The 15546-nt window shown below is 61.6% G+C and carries 14 protein-coding genes; 4 read left to right on the top strand and 10 right to left on the bottom strand.

Going from position 1 to position 15546, the window contains the following annotated elements:
* The first annotated feature begins 6 nt into the window (after positions 1-6).
* Genes ptsN through LIS66_RS04235 form a run of 3 tightly spaced genes read left to right on the top strand, consistent with a single transcriptional unit; the run spans position 7 to position 1622 of the window.
* The gene (gene ptsN, locus LIS66_RS04245; protein ID WP_042608759.1) at positions 7-471 is read left to right on the top strand and encodes a PTS IIA-like nitrogen regulatory protein PtsN; all 465 of its coding nucleotides are present in this window, start codon (positions 7-9) and stop codon (positions 469-471) included.
* Positions 472-473: 2 nt separating this feature from the next.
* Positions 474-1331, top strand: coding sequence for an RNase adapter RapZ (gene rapZ / locus LIS66_RS04240; protein WP_042608760.1), 858 nt, complete (start codon positions 474-476; stop codon positions 1329-1331).
* A 15-nt stretch (positions 1332-1346) separates the two neighbouring features.
* Positions 1347-1622: an HPr family phosphocarrier protein gene (locus tag LIS66_RS04235; RefSeq protein WP_123418211.1), complete on the top strand. Its 276-nt coding sequence runs from the start codon at positions 1347-1349 to the stop codon at positions 1620-1622.
* A 38-nt stretch (positions 1623-1660) separates the two neighbouring features.
* On the opposite strand, the gene LIS66_RS04230 is transcribed toward LIS66_RS04235, so the two are convergent.
* From LIS66_RS04230 to pmbA, 6 genes are all read right to left on the bottom strand, one after another.
* Positions 1661-2554 (bottom strand): ZIP family metal transporter, encoded by an 894-nt coding sequence (locus LIS66_RS04230; RefSeq protein ID WP_083354225.1) that lies wholly within the window; start codon positions 2552-2554, stop codon positions 1661-1663.
* Between the two features lie 30 nt (positions 2555-2584).
* Positions 2585-3196: a superoxide dismutase gene (locus LIS66_RS04225; RefSeq protein ID WP_227973695.1), complete on the bottom strand. Its 612-nt coding sequence runs from the start codon at positions 3194-3196 to the stop codon at positions 2585-2587.
* A gap of 1 nt (position 3197) precedes the next feature.
* Entirely contained in the window at positions 3198-3638 is a 441-nt protein-coding gene (locus tag LIS66_RS04220; protein ID WP_042608764.1) for a hypothetical protein, read from the bottom strand.
* Positions 3639-3665: 27 nt separating this feature from the next.
* Positions 3666-5042, bottom strand: a complete 1377-nt coding sequence (locus LIS66_RS04215; protein WP_227973694.1) for a class II fumarate hydratase — start codon at positions 5040-5042, stop codon at positions 3666-3668.
* The gene (locus LIS66_RS04210; protein WP_042608766.1) at positions 5023-5430 is read right to left on the bottom strand and encodes a hypothetical protein; all 408 of its coding nucleotides are present in this window, start codon (positions 5428-5430) and stop codon (positions 5023-5025) included. Before LIS66_RS04210 ends, LIS66_RS04215 begins: the two co-directional genes overlap by 20 nt.
* A gap of 252 nt (positions 5431-5682) precedes the next feature.
* Positions 5683-7029, bottom strand: coding sequence for a metalloprotease PmbA (gene pmbA, locus LIS66_RS04205; protein ID WP_042608767.1), 1347 nt, complete (start codon positions 7027-7029; stop codon positions 5683-5685).
* A 108-nt stretch (positions 7030-7137) separates the two neighbouring features.
* Between pmbA and yjgA the strand changes: the two genes are divergently transcribed.
* Positions 7138-7662, top strand: coding sequence for a ribosome biogenesis factor YjgA (gene yjgA, locus LIS66_RS04200; protein WP_042608768.1), 525 nt, complete (start codon positions 7138-7140; stop codon positions 7660-7662).
* 51 nt (positions 7663-7713) lie between these two features.
* Here yjgA and tldD read toward each other — a convergent pair whose 3' ends face one another.
* The 4 genes from tldD to rng form a co-directional block, all read right to left on the bottom strand.
* Positions 7714-9156 carry a metalloprotease TldD gene (gene tldD / locus LIS66_RS04195; RefSeq protein WP_016771693.1) on the bottom strand — a complete coding sequence of 481 codons (1443 nt, stop codon included), beginning with the start codon at positions 9154-9156 and terminating at the stop codon, positions 7714-7716.
* A gap of 4 nt (positions 9157-9160) precedes the next feature.
* A complete protein-coding gene (locus LIS66_RS04190; RefSeq protein ID WP_227973693.1) occupies positions 9161-10021 on the bottom strand; it encodes a carbon-nitrogen hydrolase family protein in 861 nt (286 codons plus the stop codon).
* Between the two features lie 151 nt (positions 10022-10172).
* Positions 10173-13976 (bottom strand): YhdP family protein, encoded by a 3804-nt coding sequence (locus LIS66_RS04185; protein WP_227973692.1) that lies wholly within the window; start codon positions 13974-13976, stop codon positions 10173-10175.
* Between the two features lie 75 nt (positions 13977-14051).
* Entirely contained in the window at positions 14052-15509 is a 1458-nt protein-coding gene (gene rng, locus LIS66_RS04180; protein WP_227973691.1) for a ribonuclease G, read from the bottom strand.
* Positions 15510-15546: the final 37 nt, after the last annotated feature.

Raw genomic sequence — 15546 nt, 5'->3', positions numbered from 1 at the left:
TATCCCATGATCCGACTTGAAACCATCCTGACCCCCGGCCGTTCCCAGGTGAACGCGCCGGGCGGCAGCAAGAAAAAAGCCCTCGAACAGATTGCCAACCTGATCCACCGCGAAGTGCCGGATCTGGCGATGCAGGATGTCTTCGAGGCGCTGATCGCCCGTGAGAAACTCGGCTCCACCGGTTTCGGCAACGGCATCGCCATTCCCCACTGCCGCCTCAAGGGCTGCACGGCGCCGGTCAGCGCGCTGCTGCACCTCGAAGCCCCGATCGATTTCGACGCCATCGACGGCGCCCCGGTGGACCTGCTGTTCGTGCTGCTGGTCCCGGAAGCCGCGACCGATGCGCACCTGGAATTGCTGCGCCAGATCGCCAGCATGCTCGACCGCAAGGAAGTGCGCGAAAAACTGCGCAGCGCTCCGAGCAACGAGGCCTTGTACCAGGTTGTACTGGACGAGCAGAACGGGCACTAATCATGCGTTTGATCATCGTCAGTGGCCGTTCGGGCTCGGGTAAAAGTACCGCCCTGAATGTCCTTGAAGACAACGGTTACTACTGCATCGACAACCTCCCGGCCGGCTTGCTGCCGGAACTGGCCGAGCGCGCGTTGATCCACACCGAGCTGGCGCAGCCGCTGGTCGCGGTATCGATCGATGCGCGCAACCTGCCGAGCCATCTGTCTCGTTTCCCCGAATTGCTCGAAGACGTGCGGGCCAAGCATATCAAGTGCGATGTGCTCTATCTGGACGCCGACGAAGAAACCCTGCTCAAGCGTTTTTCCGAGACCCGTCGTCGTCACCCGTTGAGCAACGCCAATCGCTCCCTGGCCGAAGCCATCCACGATGAAAGCGCCCTGCTCGGCCCGATCGCCGATCTGGCCGACCTGAAAATCAACACCACCCACCTCAATCTGTATCAACTGCGCGACACCCTGAAGTTACGCCTGTTGAATCAGCCCGAGCCGGGTACGGCGTTCCTGGTCGAATCGTTTGGTTTCAAGCGCGGCATGCCAGTCGATGCCGATCTGGTCTTCGACGTCCGCTGCCTGCCCAATCCGTACTGGAAACCGGAGCTGCGTGCGCAGTCGGGTCTCGATGCACCAGTGGCCGAGTACCTGGCGGAACAGCCGGATGTCGAAGAAATGTATCAGGACATCTACGCCTATCTGAACAAGTGGCTGCCACGTTTCGCCGCCAGCAACCGCGCCTACGTCACCATTGCCATTGGCTGCACCGGCGGGCACCACCGCTCCGTCTACCTGACCGAACGCCTGGGTCAGGCCCTGCAGAAAACCCTGAAGAACGTCCAGGTTCGCCACCGCGACCTCACCTAAAGGATTCACACCGCGATGCCTGCTCGTGAAATCGAAATCATCAATAAGCTGGGCCTGCATGCCCGGGCATCGGCCAAATTTGTCGGCGTGGCCGGCAAGTTTCCGGAGACTACGATAAGAGTCGGCCGCACGCCCGAGACAGCAGTGGACGGTAAAAGCATCATGGCGATGATGATGCTCGCGGCTGGCAAGGGCACCAAAATCCATTTGAGCACCGAAGGCGAACAGGCTCAGGAAGCTATGGACGCCTTGGTCGAACTGATCAACAACTACTTCGACGAAGGCGAATGATCCGCCAATGAGGGAGCTTGCTCCCTCCTCACCTTCATTCAACCCAACGCCGTATCCATCACCATCATCAGACAAAACCCGATCAACAAGCCAAGGCTGGCCAGCTTGTCATGTCCGTGCCGGCGCGACTCCGGAATCACTTCGTGAGTCACCACCAGCAACATCGCCCCGGCCGCCAGCGCCAGCCCCAGTGGCAACAGCACTTGAGCCAGACTGACGAGCCACGCGCATAACAACGCGAACACCGGTTCGACCAGCCCTGACGCCGCGCCGATCAGAAAGGCCCTGACCCGCGACATTCCCGCCCCGGCCAGCACCAGTGCAATCACCAGACCTTCCGGCACATCCTGCAACGCGATGCCCATCGCCAGACTGTCGGCATCCGCCATACCGCCACCGGCAGAAACGCCGACCGCCATGCCTTCCGGAATGTTGTGCGCGATGATGGCGAACACGAACAGCCAGATGCGCGGTGGAATCACGGGACGCTCAAGCGTGCCGACGAGCATCTCCGGCGTAGCACCGGAAACCCTGCGATCCACCAGATACAGGCCGAACGCGCCGAGCAGGATGCCAAAGCAGATCAAACCACTGGCGGCCCACGGCGTCAGGCCAAGACTCTCAGCCGCAGCAATGCCCGGCACGATCAGCGAAAACGCCGTCGCCGCCAGCATCACCCCGGCACCAAATCCCAGCAAGGTGTCGCTGAGTGCCTGCGGCATGCGCCGGATTATCAGCACCGGCACCGCGCCGAGCGCCGTGCCCAAGGCGCAGATAGCGCCGCCCTGCAATGCGCGCAGCAACCTGGGTTCAAGATTCAGCCAGTGCAAACCGTGGGCGACCAGCAGAGTCATCCCCGCCAACAGCAACAGCGAGCCCACCGCGTAACGAAACATCCGCCCGCTGCCAATCGCCAGTGTTTCAGTGCCCATAGTCAGCCCTGGATTGTTTTTATTGAAGGCTCAAACCAGTGCGGCCTGATAGCGCGCAGCAACTTCCGGCCAGTTGATCACGTTGTAGAACGCGCTGATGTATTCCGGGCGACGGTTCTGGTAGCGCAGGTAGTAGGCGTGCTCCCAGACGTCGAGCCCGAGAATCGGGGTATTGCCGTTCATCAACGGACTGTCCTGGTTGCCACTGCTTTCCACGATGAGCTTTTTCTCCGGGGTCACGCTGAGCCAGGCCCAGCCACTGCCGAAGCGGGTCAGCGCGGCTTTGGTGAACGCTTCCTTGAAACTGTCCAGTCCGCCCAGTTGCTCGTCGATGGCCCGGGCCAGCTCGCCGTCGGGTTTACCACCACCGTTGGGCACCATGACTTCCCAGAACAGCGAATGATTGGCGTGACCGCCGCCCTGGTTGATCACCGCCGCGCGAAGTTTTTCCGGCAGTTGCTGCACGCTGGCGACGAGCTTTTCCACCGGCCACTCGGAAAACTCGGTGCCTTCCACGGCGGCGTTGAGGTTGTTGATGTAGGTCTGGTGATGCTTGGTGTAATGGATCTCCATGGTCTGCGCATCGATGTGCGGCTCGAGGGCATCGTAGGCGTAGGGCAAGGCGGGCAAGGTAAAAGCCATTTCAATGGACTCCGTACTGATGAGAAGTTGAGGCGCGGCGGGCATTGCCGGTGTCGGGATGCAGCAGACGCTGGGTGCGCGGGTATTCCCCATGCTCACTGATGAAATTCAACAGCTCGACGTAGGTCTTGCTGCTCTGGCGCAGCGCCGCTTCACGCAGGGCCGGGCGCAGGCGTTCGTCCTGCATGGTCTGCAACAGGCGTTGATGGATGGCGCACAGGTACTCGGCGCTCTCCTCCGGTTGGTTCAGGCGCAGATGCAGGTCGGCGAGGTTGTGATGAGAGACGACGCAGGCCGCCACTGCTTCGTCGGCATCCGCCCAGCGTTCGAACAGCACTTGCGCCAGGGCCAGGGCTTGCAGGTAAGCCTCGCGGGCGTCGATCAATTCGCCCAGCATGAAGCAGCGATTGGCCCGTTCGATCGTGCGTTTCCAGTGCTCCATGGTGAGCCTCCAAAGCAGTTGCGGGGTTTACACGCCGCCGGCGGTGAGCTTCTCGGGGTTGAGCAACTCTTCCAGCTGGCTGCGCGACAGGTCGGTGTGTTCCAGGGCAACGTCGATCACCGCGCGGCCTTCCCGGTAGGCCTGCTTGGCGATGTCGGCGGCTTTCTGGTAGCCGATGATGGGGTTGAGGGCGGTGACCAGAATCGGGTTGCGCGACAACGCTTCTTGCAACCGCGATTCGTTGACCTTGAAGCTGGAAATCGCCTTGTCACCGAGCAGGCGACTGGAATTGGCCAGCAGTTCGATGCTGCTCAGCAGGTTGTGCGCGATGATCGGTAGCATCACGTTCAGTTCGAAGTTGCCCGATTGCCCGGCCACGGTGATCACCGAGTCGTTGCCGATCACTTGCGCGGCGACCATGGCGGTGGCTTCCGGGATCACCGGGTTGACCTTGCCGGGCATGATCGACGAGCCCGGCTGCAGTGCTTCGAGTTCGATTTCGCCGAGGCCGGCCAGCGGGCCGGAGTTCATCCAGCGCAGGTCATTGGCGATTTTCATCAGCGACACGGCGGTGGCCTTGAGTTGGCCGGAGACAGCGACGGCGGTGTCCTGCGAGCCGATCAAAGCGAAGAGATCCTTGCCCGGGGTGAATTGCACGTCGGTCAATTGGCTCAGATGCCGACTGAATCGCGTGGCGAACTCCGGATGCGCGTTGATCCCGGTACCCACCGCGGTGCCGCCCTGCGCCAGGGATTGCAGGCTCGGCAACAAATCCTGCAGATGTGCGACGTTGGCCTTGAGCTGCTGCGCCCAGCCGTTGAGCACCTGACTCATGCGCACCGGCATCGCGTCCATCAGATGGGTGCGTCCGGTTTTGACGTGATGATGCACCTGTCCGGCCTTGCGCTCGATGACCTGGACCAGATGCAACAGCGCCGGCAGCAATTGTTCATGCAGCGCCAGCGCGGCGCTGACGTGAATGGTGGTCGGGATGATGTCGTTGCTGCTCTGCCCGCAGTTGACGTGATCGTTGGCATTGACCGGCTCACCGAGCATGCGGCTGGCCAGCGTGGCGATCACTTCGTTGGCGTTCATGTTCGAGCTGGTGCCGGAACCGGTCTGGAAGATATCCACCGGAAAATGCTGCATGAAATCGCCTTCGAGCAGACCTTGCGCGGCATCGCTGATGGCTTTGCCCTGGTCCACGCTGATCTGGTTCAGCTCAACATTGGCCCGGGCCGCGGCGGCTTTGGCGAGAATCAGCGCGCGGATGAATTGCGTCGGCATCGGCTTGCCGCTGATCGGGAAGTTGTCCACTGCGCGCTGGGTCTGCGCGCCATAAAGCGCGTCGACCGGCACCTGCAGCTCGCCCATGCTGTCGCGCTCAATACGTGTCTTGGTCATTCGAATGTCCTTGCAGCAAATCAATAAGAGGAATCGACGGTTGCAACTCGCAAGTGGCGAGCTGCCAGGTGTAGCGTTGCCAGCGCTGCAGGCGGCATTGGCACAGCGACAGGCGCTCCATGTCACGCAACGGGCGCCAGGCTTGATCGAGACAGACGCTGCGCCAGTGCCACGGCAACGCGGTGTCGCTGGCCGTGTCGAGCAGCAGACGGAAAGACGTTTCGGCGACGGTCCAGGGCGAAGTGGCTGTGCAACAGGACAGATAGCGCCCTTCGGCGAGATAGTGTTCGATCAGACGCGGTTCGTCAGGATCCAGTGCGCAACGGATCTGGCGGCTCATCCAGCGCCAGCTTTCGAGGTAGGGCTGCTCGTGCAAGGCAGAACTCATGATCCGGGACTCGTTCGGAGATGAGATTCATTATTAGATGATAATGAGAACCAACACAAGCGATCGAGTTTGCGCTGCCCATTTGTGGGAGCGAGCCTGCTCGCGAATGCTTCTGGCCGGTTGGGATGTTTTGTCCGGTCCACCGCTTTCGCGAGCAGGCTCGCTCCCACAAGGAGTTTGTGGCGAAGCGAATAAAAAAGGCGCGCCATCCACAACGGATGGCGCGCCTTTTTGAATGGGCGGAATCGCGGTTTAGCTGCCCGCGACGGTCATCCGCTCAATCAATACCGAACCGGTGCGGATGTTGCTGCGCAGCTCCAGGTCGTTACCCACCGCAACAATCTGCTTGAACATGTCGCGCATATTGCCGGCGATGGTCACTTCCTGCACGGCGAACTGGATCTCCCCGTTCTCCACCCAGAAACCCGCCGCACCGCGCGAGTAGTCGCCAGTGACCATGTTCAAGCCATGGCCCATCAACTCGGTAACCAGCAGTCCTCGGCCCATGCGTTTCAACAGCGCTGCCTGATCCTCATCGCCATGGGTGACGAAAAGATTGTGCACACCGCCCGCGTTGGCGGTGCTTGGCATGCCCAGTTTGCGCCCGGAGTACGTACCGAGGATGTACGAGACCAACTCGCCCTTCTCGACGAACGGTTTAGCGTAAGTCGCCAGGCCGTCACCGTCGTAGGAAGCACTGCCCATGGCGCGCATCAGATGCGGACGCTCATCGATGGTCAGCCATTCCGGGAACAGCTTCTGCCCCAGCGTGCCTTCGAGAAACGACGATTTGCGATACAGACTGCCGCCGGATACTGCCGAGAGGAAGCTGCCGAACAGACCACCCGCCAGCTCCGCGGAAAACAGCACCGGCACTTCACAGGTCGGCACCGGACGCGCGCCCAGACGGCTGGCCGCCCGCTGCGCGGCACGCTGGCCGATGCTCACCGGATCGGCGAGCAAGCTGCCCTGGCGATTGACGTCGTACCAGTAATCACGCTGCATCTGGCCGTCGGCTTCAGCGATCATCACGCAACTCAGGCTGTGCCGGGTCGACGCGTAACCGCCGATGAAACCGTGGCTGTTGCCGTAAACGCGGCAACCCTGATGGGTGCTGAGGGTGGTGCCGTCGGCGTTCTTGATCCGCGCATCGGCGTCGAAAGCCGCAGCCTCGCAGAGCAGGGCCTTCTCGATGGCTTGCTCCGGGGTGATGTCCCACTCGTGGAACAGGTCGAAATCCTGCACATCCCTGGCCATCAGTGCCGCATCGGCGAGGCCCGAGGCTTCATCTTCGGAAGTGTGTCTGGCGATGGCCAGCGCTGCTGCGACCGTTTCACGGATCGCCTCAGGGCCAGTGGCCGAGGTGCTGGCCGAGCCTTTGCGCTGGCCAACGTACAGGGTGATGCCAAAACCCTGATCACGATTGAACTCAACGGTTTCGACCTCGCGCTGACGCACCGAGGTCGACAGGCCCTGCTCCAGCGACACCGCGACTTCACAGGCGCTGGCGCCCTGGCGCTTGGCTTCGGCGATGATCTGCTCGACCTGTTCTTGCAGTGCCGGCAATGCCTGCGGGCCGACGCTTTGAACTGCACTCATGCTCATCTCCACTCAAATTCTGCTTTCGGCTGGGGTCATCGAGCGACCGGGCCGGACAAGCGGCCCCCGACTGGTTATCATGGCGGCGTTTCTTTGCGGACTGCCACCATGGTTGATTCTTACGACGACTCCCTCGATACGGGAGAAAAAAGCAAATCTCAGGTCAAACGCGAGCTGCATGCGCTGGTTGACCTCGGCGAGCGCCTGACCACACTCAAGCCTGATCTGGTCGCCAAACTGCCCTTGACCGACGCTCTGCGCCGGGCACTGGCCGATGCGCCCAAGCACACCGCGAACATCGCGCGTAAACGGCATTTGCAGTTCATCGGCAAACTGATGCGCGATCAGGACACTGACGCGATTCTGATTCTGCTCGATCAACTCGATGCCTCCACTCGCCAGTACAACGAGCGTTTCCATAATCTGGAACGCTGGCGTGACCGCCTGATCGCGGGCGATGACGCCGTGCTGGAGAAATTCGTCGTCGAGTACCCGGACGCCGATCGCCAGCAATTGCGTTCCCTGATCCGTCAGGCCCAGCATGAGGTTGCGCAAAACAAACCCCCTGCTTCGAGCCGCAAGATCTTCAAATACATTCGGGAGCTGGACGAGACGCAACGCGGCCTGCGTTGATCATCGCCACCGGGTGGCCGTCCTGCGCGCCACCCGAAAGCCCCACCGTTCTTATGCGCCCGTGCCACCCACGGTGATCGCATCGATTTTCAGCGTTGGCTGGCCGACACCCACCGGCACCGACTGCCCATCCTTGCCGCACGTACCCACACCGCTGTCCAGCGCCAGATCGTTACCGACCATCGACACCCGGCTCATCGCCTCTGGGCCGTTGCCGATCAACGTCGCGCCTTTGACCGGCGCAGTGATCTTGCCGTCTTCGATCAGGTAAGCCTCGCTGGTGGAAAACACGAACTTGCCGCTGGTGATATCGACCTGACCGCCGCCGAGGTTGGCGCAGTAGATGCCCTTCTTCACCGAGGCGATGATTTCCGCCGGATCGCTTTCGCCACCGAGCATGTAGGTATTGGTCATGCGCGGCATCGGCAGATGCGCATAGGATTCGCGGCGACCGTTACCGGTACGCGCCACGCCCATCAGCCGCGCGTTGAGCTTGTCTTGCATGTAGCCTTTGAGCACGCCGTTTTCGATCAGCGTGGTGCACTCGGTCGGCGTGCCTTCGTCGTCGACGCTCAGCGAACCGCGACGGCCGCTCAAGGTGCCGTCATCGACGATGGTGCAGAGCTTGGAAGCAACCATTTCGCCCATGCGCCCGCTGTAGGCGGAGCTGCCCTTGCGGTTGAAATCGCCTTCCAGACCATGACCGACCGCTTCGTGCAGCAGCACGCCGGACCAGCCGGAACCGAGCACGACCGGCAAGGTACCGGCCGGCGCCGGAATCGCTTCCAGATTGACCAGTGCCTGACGCAGTGCTTCGCGGGCATAGCCCATGGCGCGGTCTTCGGCGAGGAAGTAGCGGTAATCGGTACGCCCGCCGCCGCCATGCCCGCCGCGCTCGCGCCGGCCATTCTGTTCAACGATGACACTGACATTGAAGCGCACCAATGGGCGCACATCAGCGGCCAGACCACCGTCGGTGGAGGCAACCAGAATCCGCTCCCAGACACCGGCCATGCTCACACTGACCTGCTGAATGCGTGGATCGAGTGCGCGGGTGGCGACGTCGATGCGTTTGAGCAATTCGACTTTTTCCGCGCGGCTGAGCACTTCCAGCGGATTATCCGGCGCGTACAGTTGCGCGACGTCCTGGCTGGTGAACGCCTGCACGGTGCCGTTCTGCCCGGCGCGGGAGATCGAGCGCGCGGCACGGGCCGCGGCGCCGAGGGCTTCGAGGGTGATCGCATTGCTGTAGGCAAATCCGGTTTTTTCACCGGACTGCGCACGTACACCGACACCTTGGTCGAGGTTGAAGCTGCCTTCCTTGACGATGCCGTCTTCCAGCGCCCACGACTCGGAGATCTGGCCCTGGAAATACAGGTCGGCGGCATCGATGCCCGGCCCGGCCAGATCGCCGAGCACGCCTTGCAGGCTCTCGATCGTGACACCGCCGGGTGCCAACAGGTGATCACTGACTGAGGACAACAACTCGCTCATAGGTTTACGCCTTAAATTCGTGTTCTGAAGCAGGCCGCTGGGCGCCCTGCGAGAAAAACCGCCGATGACGCGTCACCGGCATGCGCGCCCGGATGGACGCTTGTTCATCGCTGTCGCGTGCGGCCAGCAACACCGCCTCGCCTTGATCCTGCTGGGCCAGCACGCGTCCCCACGGGTCGACAATCGCCGCATGCCCGAAGGTTTCCCGAGGCCCCGGATGGGTGCCGCTCTGTGCTGCCGCCAGCACATAACATTGTGTTTCGATGGCCCGTGCACGGATCAGCACATCCCAATGCGCGGCGCCGGTCACGGCAGTAAACGCCGACGGTGCGGTAATCAACTCGGCACCGGCGGCGCGCAATTCGCTGTACAGCTCCGGGAAGCGCAAGTCGTAACACACGCTCAGACCGACGCGGCCTACCGGCGTATCCGCCACCACCACGCCACCGCCATAAGCATAGTCATCGGATTCACGATACCGGCCACGATTGTCGGCGACATCGACATCAAACAGATGCAGCTTGTCATAACGCGCGACGATCTCGCCGTGTTCATCGACCAACAGCGAGCAGGCATTGGCTTTGGCCGTGGGTTGGCCCAGCGGTGGCAAGGGCAATGTACCGGCGACTATCCATAAGGTGAGGTCGCGGGCGGTCTGTTTCAACCAGGGCAGGATCGGCCCTTCGCCCAAAGCCTCGGCGCGGCCGATATCGGCCACGTCGCGACGGCCCATGGCGGCGAAATTTTCCGGCAGCACCGCGAGTTTCGCCCCGCTGGCGGCTGCCTGTTCAAGCAGGCGTCGGGCCTGGGCCAGGTTGGCCAGCACGTCGCTCTGGCTGACCATTTGAATCACCGCTAAAGACATGGCCGCTCCTCGGGATTTACGCAGAACTGTGTAGGAGCTGCCGAAGGCTCGGGCCGCGATCGGACGATCTCTTGATCTTGATCTTGATCTTCAACAACAAGATCAAGAGATCGCAGCCTTCGGCAGCTCCTACGGGGCTAGTGTCTGCTAGTTAAAAAGGCTTGTCGAAGGTGATTTTCGGCTCTTTCCATGGGCCTTTGACGGTGTACTTGACGCTGGCGAAGCGCGCCACGCGGTCACCGATCAGTTTGTCGATGAGAAATAGCGCGCCGCCTACCGCCGGTGCGCCGACGATCAGCGCAGCAATCGGCAGATTGTTGGTCACCGGCAAGGTCACCAGCAATTTCGCATCGACCTTGTCGTCAACCAGATCCAGCGTGCCGTCCAGCTCGAGGTTGCTCGAAGGCCCGGTCAGGCGAATCGGCTCACGGGTGACGTAGACGCCATTGTTCGCCACCAGCAAACCTTTGACCCGGTCGTAGCTCAAGCCTTTGCCGAACAGGTCGGAGAAATCCAGACGCAAACGCCGGCCAATCGAGTTGAAGTTGAGCAGGCCGAACACCCGCAACGCCTGAGCGCCGCCCTCGACCTCGACGAACTGTCCCTTGTTCAGCGAGGCGTCGAGGGTGCCGGAGAAACGCTTGGTCGCCAGCCACGCCGGCGAGCCCGGCCAACGGCCGTCGACGTCCATGTGGAATTCTTCGCTGGTCACGCTCGGCGCGAAGCCCCAGCCCTTGAGCACGTCAGCCAGGTTCTTGCCGCCAATGCGGCCCTTGTACCAGCTGCTGGTCGAACCCGGCGTGCCTTCCCAGCCGCCGTTGCCTTGCAGAAGGATGCCTTTGAGCCCCATGTCGAGGTTGTTCAGGGCGATGCCTTTGGCGGTCGGCCTTACTTTCAGCGACCAGCCACCGACCAGATCGGGACCGAGGAACAGTTGGTTAAGGGTGATATCCAGCGCCGGAATTTTCGTCGGGTCGACAGAGGCCAGTGGATCCGGCGCGTTTTCGTCAGCCTGCACGGCCGGGTCCGGCGCCGGCAGTTTCACGTACTGCAGATTCACCGCGATCGGCACGCCTTTGGCGTCCGGCAGACTGGCGCTGCCCTTGGCCTGCTGGCTGTCGAGAGCGAGATTCCATGCGCCGGGCTTGCGATTGATCTGCACCGAGGCCTGATCCAGTGTGGTGCCGAACGCAGTCAGTTTGCCGACCTTGATGTCAGCGCTGCTGAGCAGCTGTTTGGCGCTACCGCCAGGATCCTGCCCGGCGTATTTATTGGCCAGATCCTGCCACGGCGCCACGTCCAGCTCCGACAGCACGCCGCGAATCCGCAGGCCTTTGGCACCCGGCAGGACGGCTTCGCCCGTGCCGAGAAACAGCTCGCCACGGCCATCGGCGAAATTGCTCGGTGGCGCGGCGAAGGTGAAATTGGCCAATTGGTCGTAGTTGACCCAGTAGCGCCGCTCCTGACCTTGCAGGGTCATGCGGAACACCGTGTCCCGCCCGACATCGGCGGCCATGCCGAAAGGCGCCGGCAGATCCACCGCCACGCCTTTGAGGCTGGAGCTGACCATCAACTGGCTGTCGGCCCCGGAAAGATTCAGCTGCAACTGATAAGGCAGGGTCCCGGACACCGGCAACGGTTGGGTGACGCCCAGCCAGTCGGTAAGCTTTTTGACTTCGACCTGCCCCGACGCCGCCACCCGAGTCTTGATCTGGTTGGGGCTGCCATCCGCGAAGATCTGCGCAGTGACCGGTTTGTCGAAGGCCCGCGCAGAAATGTTCTGACCGCTGAGGCCTTTGTTACTGTCGAAGCGGAAATCGCCCTTGAGCTGGCTCAGTTCCAGCTTCGGTTCGGCCAGTTTCAGCCGCGCATTGGCGGTTTTGAAGTCGACGAGGATTTTCGGCTGCTCGCCCTTGGCCAGCGGAATATCGAGCTTGAGCTTGCCGTTGAGATCACCCGCGCCTTCCCAACCGGCAAAGGTCTCGCCAGTGCCGATCGGCGCGTCCTGGAGGATCTTCAAGCCATCGCCCAGGCCACCGGCAAATGCGCCATCAAGCAACAGATGCGAATTCTGTCCGGCCGGTACATGAGGAATATTGACGAAGACATCGCTGACCTGCGTGTCGAGCAACTGGCCTTTACTGGCCCAGATGCGCACACCGCTGTCCTCGATGAACACGTCACCGCTGACCTTGCTCACATGTGGCCACCCCGGCTGAAAGGCCAGTTCGGCGTCGTGCACTTTGAAGAACAGACTGATGCTGCGGTCAGCCTCACCGGCGTTCTTGTTCAGCGAACCCTGATACTGGAAGAAGCCCTGATCCACCGCACCTTTGAGGATCGCCGTGCGCAGCCATTCATCAAGCGCGGGGCTCAACACGGCCGGCAGGTATTTGGCGGTATAGCGACCGTCGCCGTCGACCAGACCGACGCGCAGGTCCATGTAGTCTTCCTGGCTATGGTCGAAGTGCAGGCGGATGAGGAAGTCGCCGGCAATCTTGCCCTCCTCGCCCAACACCTTCAGATACGGCGCGATCAGGGTGAAGCCATCCTTGTCGAGTTTCCAGGTCAGGCGCGCATTGGCCTGCAGGTATTGCCATGGCTTGGCGAAAATCGGATCGAGGTGCAGGACGAAATCCTTGCTGTCGAGGCGCAACTCGCCGCCGTCGAGATTGCCGCTGAGGCTGCCGCTGACATTTCGCGCCGCCGGAGCGCCGTGGTAGGCGTCAAAACCGACGTTGTCGAGGTTGGCGGCGAAGCCGAATTTATTGCCGTCGGTGGCAGTCGGACGGAAATCCATCAGAACATTGCGCAGGCCGCCGGTCACTTTCAAGCGTTCAACCACCGTGGCAAGACTCTGCGGCAACGGGCCCAGCGCATTGAGCAGCGGCGTAATCGGGGTCAGATCGAGGCGATCCGCCTGCAAATGCCAGAGCTCTTCAGCCTTGGCGCTGGCGCGGGTCTGCTGTATCTGCACGCGGGATTCCCAGCGGGTTTCGCCAAAGCTCATCGCCAGTGAATCGAGGGTGACGTTCACGCCCTCGGCGCTGTTGCGGTAGTAGGCGTTGAGCGCCAGATTATTGATCTGGATTGGCTTGCGCTCGGCGTAGGCGCCCGTCACTTGCGGCGCATTCAGGCGCAACGCGGCGCTCTGCAATGCGCCTTCGGCCCAATCGACCCAGAGTTCGCCGCCGGCCTTGATCTCGGAAAAATTCCATTGCTGGGTCAGCCGCTCGGGCAGCCACTTCGACCAGTCGCTCTGCGGCAGGCTGGCGTAACCCTCGATGGCGCTGTTCTGCCATTGATCGGGACGAAGCTGGCTGCGCAGGCTCAGCGCAACGGGCTGGCCATCAGGCAAGGTCAGACGCGCGTCGAGCCGCTGACGGCTTGCGCCGGTGCGCAGATTGAGGCCGACATAGGTTAGCGTCATGGGCGGGTGATCAAGCGGTTGCAGGGTCACCTGGCTATCGAGCACCGACAACTGCCTGATCATCTGCGAGCGCTGGAACAGTTGCGCCGCATCGAACGGTTGATCCTTCTGCACCGGCAAGCCTTCCAGCGCCCAGGTGCCGTCTTCGGCTTCCTTGAGGCTGATCTTCAGACCATTGAGTTCGATATGCGCGAGGCGCACTTCGCGAGCCAACACACTGGCCCACAGATCCGGCACTACCCGCACGCGATCAAGGCGCAGTGCGTTGGCACCGTCGCCGACCATCACGTCATGGGCCAGCAGGATCGGCGCGAAACCGCTCCAGTTGCCTTCCAGCTCACCGATCTGCAAGGGCATGCCGAGGGCGGCACTGGCCTTGTCTTCGATGTCGGCGCGGTACTCGGCCACCAGTGGCGTCAGCTCGCGGCCGAGGCTGACGTATAGCGCCATCAACACCAGAACCAACGCGCACAGGCCCAGCCCCCAGCGGGTGAGTGCGGCCAGTATGCGTGTCAGACGCTCCATGTCAGTTGGCTCCCATGGCAAAAAAACTGCGAAAAGCTGAGGCCAGCCGCGTTGAATGAAAGGTGTTGCAGGGCTTCAGAGCAGCACCACGTCATATTGTTCCTGGGAATACATGGTTTCCACCTGGAAGCGTATGGTGCGACCGATAAAGCCTTCAAGCTCGGCGACGTTACCGGACTCTTCGTCGAGCAGGCGATCGACCACTTTCTGGTTGGCCAGTACCCGGTAACCCTCGGCCTGATAGGCACGAGCCTCGCGCAGAATCTCGCGGAAAATCTCGTAACAGATGGTTTCGGCGGTTTTCAGTTTGCCGCGTCCCTGGCAACTGCTGCATGGTTCGCACAGCACCTGTTCAAGGCTTTCACGGGTGCGCTTGCGGGTCATCTGCACCAGGCCCAACTCGGTGATACCGATGATGTTGGTCTTGGCGTGATCGCGCTCCAGCTGTTTCTCCAGAGTGCGCAGGACCTGACGCTGGTGCTCTTCATCTTCCATGTCGATGAAGTCGATGATGATGATCCCGCCGAGATTGCGCAGGCGCATCTGCCGGGCAATCGCGGTGGCCGCTTCGAGGTTGGTCTTGAAAATGGTTTCTTCGAGGTTGCGGTGACCGACGAACGCCCCGGTGTTGACGTCGATGGTGGTCATGGCTTCCGCCGGATCGATGACCAGATAGCCACCGGACTTCAGCGGTACCTTGCGCTCCAGCGCGCGCTGGATTTCGTCTTCGACACCGTACAGATCGAAGATCGGCCGCTCACCCGGATAGTGCTCCAGACGATCGGCGATTTCCGGCATCAGTTCGGCGACGAACTGCGTGGTTTTCTGGAAGGTTTCCCGGGAATCGATGCGGATCTTCTCGATCTTCGGATTGACCAGATCACGCAGGGTGCGCAGGGCCAGGCCGAGGTCTTCGTAAATCACGCTTGGCGCGGCGATGGTCTTGATCTGCTCATTGATCTGTTCCCAGAGCCGGCGCAGGTAACGGATGTCCATGAGGATTTCGTCAGCGCCCGCGCCTTCGGCGGCGGTGCGCAAAATGAAGCCGCCGGCTTCCTTGATGCCTTCTTTGGCCACGCAATCACTGACCACCTGCTTGAGGCGCTCGCGTTCGGCTTCGTCTTCGATCTTCAGGGAAATGCCAACGTGAGCGGTGCGCGGCATGTACACCAGATAACGCGAAGGAATCGACAGTTGCGTGGTCAGGCGCGCGCCTTTGGAACCGATCGGATCCTTGGTGACCTGCACCACCAGACTCTGGCCTTCATGCACAAGCGAGCTGATACTTTCTACCGCCGGGCCTTCGCGCAGGGAGATTTCAGCGGCGTGAATGAAGGCGGCGCGATCGAGACCGATGTCGACGAATGCCGCCTGCATGCCCGGAAGAACACGGACGATCTTGCCTTTATAGATGTTGCCGACGATCCCGCGTTTCTGCGTGCGCTCGACGTGGACTTCTTGCAGCACACCGTTTTCGACCACCGCCACGCGCGACTCCATCGGCGTGATGTTGATCAGAATCTCTTCACTCATGGCAGGATCTCGTTCAGGCATGTTCACGATAGTGGCC

Source organism: Pseudomonas sp. HN2, assembly GCF_020736465.1.
Taxonomy (GTDB): Bacteria; Pseudomonadota; Gammaproteobacteria; order Pseudomonadales; family Pseudomonadaceae; genus Aquipseudomonas; species Aquipseudomonas moraviensis_A.
This window is presented reverse-complemented; position numbering and strand designations above follow the sequence as displayed.

What these genes read in the sequence shown, in the direction of transcription:
- ptsN (WP_042608759.1), top strand. Translation starts at nt 7, where the DNA reads ATGATCCGACTTGAAACCATCCTGACCCCCGGCCGTTCCCAGGTGAAC.
- rapZ (WP_042608760.1), top strand. Translation starts at nt 474, where the DNA reads ATGCGTTTGATCATCGTCAGTGGCCGTTCGGGCTCGGGTAAAAGTACC.
- LIS66_RS04235 (WP_123418211.1), top strand. Translation starts at nt 1,347, where the DNA reads ATGCCTGCTCGTGAAATCGAAATCATCAATAAGCTGGGCCTGCATGCC.
- LIS66_RS04230 (WP_083354225.1), bottom strand. Translation starts at nt 2,554, where the DNA reads ATGGGCACTGAAACACTGGCGATTGGCAGCGGGCGGATGTTTCGTTAC.
- LIS66_RS04225 (WP_227973695.1), bottom strand. Translation starts at nt 3,196, where the DNA reads ATGGCTTTTACCTTGCCCGCCTTGCCCTACGCCTACGATGCCCTCGAG.
- LIS66_RS04220 (WP_042608764.1), bottom strand. Translation starts at nt 3,638, where the DNA reads ATGGAGCACTGGAAACGCACGATCGAACGGGCCAATCGCTGCTTCATG.
- LIS66_RS04215 (WP_227973694.1), bottom strand. Translation starts at nt 5,042, where the DNA reads ATGACCAAGACACGTATTGAGCGCGACAGCATGGGCGAGCTGCAGGTG.
- LIS66_RS04210 (WP_042608766.1), bottom strand. Translation starts at nt 5,430, where the DNA reads ATGAGTTCTGCCTTGCACGAGCAGCCCTACCTCGAAAGCTGGCGCTGG.
- pmbA (WP_042608767.1), bottom strand. Translation starts at nt 7,029, where the DNA reads ATGAGTGCAGTTCAAAGCGTCGGCCCGCAGGCATTGCCGGCACTGCAA.
- yjgA (WP_042608768.1), top strand. Translation starts at nt 7,138, where the DNA reads ATGGTTGATTCTTACGACGACTCCCTCGATACGGGAGAAAAAAGCAAA.
- tldD (WP_016771693.1), bottom strand. Translation starts at nt 9,156, where the DNA reads ATGAGCGAGTTGTTGTCCTCAGTCAGTGATCACCTGTTGGCACCCGGC.
- LIS66_RS04190 (WP_227973693.1), bottom strand. Translation starts at nt 10,021, where the DNA reads ATGTCTTTAGCGGTGATTCAAATGGTCAGCCAGAGCGACGTGCTGGCC.
- LIS66_RS04185 (WP_227973692.1), bottom strand. Translation starts at nt 13,976, where the DNA reads ATGGAGCGTCTGACACGCATACTGGCCGCACTCACCCGCTGGGGGCTG.
- rng (WP_227973691.1), bottom strand. Translation starts at nt 15,509, where the DNA reads ATGAGTGAAGAGATTCTGATCAACATCACGCCGATGGAGTCGCGCGTG.